The organism is Clostridium sp. YIM B02506 (assembly GCF_022324845.1).
Lineage (GTDB): Bacteria > Bacillota > Clostridia > Clostridiales > Clostridiaceae > Clostridium_T > Clostridium_T intestinale.
This window is the reverse complement of the sequence record NZ_JAKGTG010000062.1, coordinates 1-2,834: the sequence shown is the minus strand read 5'-3', so window position 1 is coordinate 2,834 and position 2,834 is coordinate 1. Positions and strand designations below refer to the sequence as shown.

The 2,834-nt window shown below is 29.6% G+C and carries 3 protein-coding genes; all 3 read left to right on the top strand.

Annotated features, from left to right (window positions below; genetic code table 11):
• Positions 1–105 precede the first annotated feature (105 nt).
• The 3 genes from istA to L1S49_RS23015 are packed head-to-tail and all read left to right on the top strand — an operon-like array spanning position 106 to position 2,777.
• Positions 106–1,572 carry an IS21 family transposase gene (gene istA / locus L1S49_RS23025; protein ID WP_238907692.1) on the top strand — a complete coding sequence of 489 codons (1,467 nt, stop codon included), beginning with the start codon at positions 106–108 and terminating at the stop codon, positions 1,570–1,572.
• A 2-nt stretch (positions 1,573–1,574) separates the two neighbouring features.
• Positions 1,575–2,324, top strand: a complete 750-nt coding sequence (istB, locus tag L1S49_RS23020) for an IS21-like element helper ATPase IstB (protein ID WP_238907689.1) — start codon at positions 1,575–1,577, stop codon at positions 2,322–2,324.
• A 12-nt stretch (positions 2,325–2,336) separates the two neighbouring features.
• On the top strand, positions 2,337–2,777 hold the full coding sequence (locus tag L1S49_RS23015) for a hypothetical protein (RefSeq protein ID WP_238907685.1): 441 nt from the start codon (positions 2,337–2,339) through the stop codon (positions 2,775–2,777).
• The last annotated feature ends 57 nt before the right edge of the window (positions 2,778–2,834 follow it).

The following is a 2,834-nucleotide window of genomic DNA, read 5'->3' as shown; positions in this document are numbered from 1 at the left end:
TGTTGATTTATACTTAAAACTGACCCACCTTTAACGAGTAAAGTTGACCCACCTATAATGGATAAACTATCCTAATCTTTGAACCAAAGATTAGGAGGAATAAAGGTGAAAGATGTGAGAGATTGGATAACAGTCAAAACAATGTATAAGAAAGGAGTTCCGATTCGGCAAATAGCCAGAGAATTAAAAATATCCAGAAATACAGTTAAAAGATTAATACGATTTGAAGAAGAACCTAATTATAAGAAGCGAGAATATGAAACAAAAATTGATGATTATCTAGAAGAAATCAGAGTTTGGTACCTTGATCCCGAATATAACTTCATTGGGACAAGAATTTATAGAGAGTTAAAGAAAACTGGATATGCTGGAAGCATATCGCCAGTATACAGATATTTAAATAAACTAAAAGAAGATAAAATTAATATTCCATTAAAAGCTACGAAACGTATCGAAACACCTTTAGGTGATCAATCACAATTTGATTGGGCACATTATGTAATGACTATAGGTGGTGAAAAAATAACAGTTTATTGTTTTTCATTAATTTTATCAGCATCAAGGAAAAAAGCTATTATATTTTCTAAGTCTTGCGACGGCGAAGCTACATATGAAGCAATACACTTATTATTTAAGAAATTTGGAGGCGTAACAAAAGAATTATTAATAGATAATCCAAAAGCTTTAGTAGATTCTAATAAAGCTGGGGATGAAGTTAATTTTAATACTAATGCATTAAGATTAGCACATTATCTAGGAATATCTCTAAATGCCTGCAACCCTTACAGGGCGAGAACCAAAGGTAAAGTAGAAAGACCTTTTCAATATATTGAAGAACAATTTGTGAAAGGAAATAAGTTTAATTCTATGACTGAATTAAATCAAGCAGCTGATATATTTATAGAGGAAGCTAATAATTCTGTCCACAGAACTACGCGAAGAATAACAAATGAGTTCTTTCTAGAAGAATCTCCACATTTAATACCGTTAAGAAGTAAACCTTTTATAATTTGTGACCTTAAAGAGAGAAAAGTAAGTTTAGATTCATATATTTCTGTAGATGCTGTAAAGTATAGCGTACCTGTTGAATATGTAGGTAAAAAAGTATCATTTAGAATAACATTAGGATATAAATTAGAAATATTTAATAAAGCTTTAGATATAATTGCATCTCATGAAATTATAAAAGATAAGGGGAAAATGATTACAGTAGATACTCACTATGGTGATTTAAATAATATTGCACCAAAATCTATCCCTGAAATAATAAGACAATTTGAAAATACATTTTCTAACGGGAAGGTATTCTACAAAAACTGTATTCCCTATTTAAAGCAACCTAGTTATCACTTGCGTCAAATAATTAAACTCAAGGAGTTATATGATATCGACTCGTTAGACTTAATTTTAAAGTATTGTATTGATAATAATATCTATGAAATTAAAGATATAAAAACCGTATTAAAAACACAGTATTTTAATATTGTAAAAGGCATGAATTCAGAAGATGAACTCCTTACTATAAGTGAAACTAGCCGTGATTTATCTTATTATGAGGAGGATCAGTTTTAATTATGAAAGACAGGATTAACACAGCACCAGACCATATTAAATCTCTTCTTAAGCAATTTAAATTGTTAGATATTCAGTTAAACTATGAAGAAGAAATAGCTTACGCTATCGAAAATAATCTTGGACATAGAGAATTTTTAGCAAGATTATTAGACATCGAGGCTAAAGGAAAAAAAGAAAGAAATACTGAGCGTAATATTAAGGCTGCAAAATTTGAGGGAATAAAAACATTGGATGGATTTGATTTTTCCTTTCCTGATAAAATTAATGAAGCTAAAGTAAGGGATTTAGAGACACTAACATTTATAAATAACAAAGAAAATGTAATTTTAATCGGCCCGCCAGGCGTCGGCAAAAGTCATATTAGTATATCACTAGGAGTATTAGCTTGTAAAAATGGGTTTAAGGTATTATTTACTACAGCTCAAGAATTTATGGACAAGTTGTATGCTAGCTATCTTCAAGGCTCTTTAGAAAGTAAATTTAAAGCCTTGCGAAAAGTAGATCTACTAATAATTGATGAATTAGGTCATTTTCAAATGGATAAAGAAAAAGAGAGCATATTCTTTCAAATCATCCGCCAACGATATGAAAAAAGCTCTCTAATAATAACTACCAATATACCACTAGGTAATTGGGATAAAATATTTACTAGCAAATTAGCTGCAACTGCAATACTTGATCGACTAATGCATCACTGTCACTTAATAAGTATAACAGGGGATAGCTATAGAGTAAAGGGGATTAAATAGGAGGATTTTACAATGAAACATGATCATAAAGATTTAGATTATGAAAAGTTTATACATATATTTAATAATGAAGGAAAAAAAGCAGCAAAAGAGTTTGTCGCCAATACAACTTCAATTAATTATGACTATTTTGTTAGGTTATTGAAGAAATATACTAATTACGTATATAATAGGCCGTTTAAGAGATATGAACTTTCCTCTGAGGGGACTAGTACTTTTATGAGTATGGATGATTTAATAAACAAAGGAAAAGATGATGCTACAAAAGTTGTAGTATCTATTCCTGAAAAAGTTTATTATAAAGATCCTATCGATACAATAAATATAGATATACTTCAAGATAGGCTTATAGAAATATCTAAGTATATTAAAATTAGTCAAAGCACCAAAAGTATTGAAATTAATATGTGCCGCTTACGCGAAAGCGGGTATGATCTTAGCGTTATAAATTAAATATTGATGGGTCAATTTTATTTGCAAAAGTGGGTCAAAAGTAGTTGACAATCTACA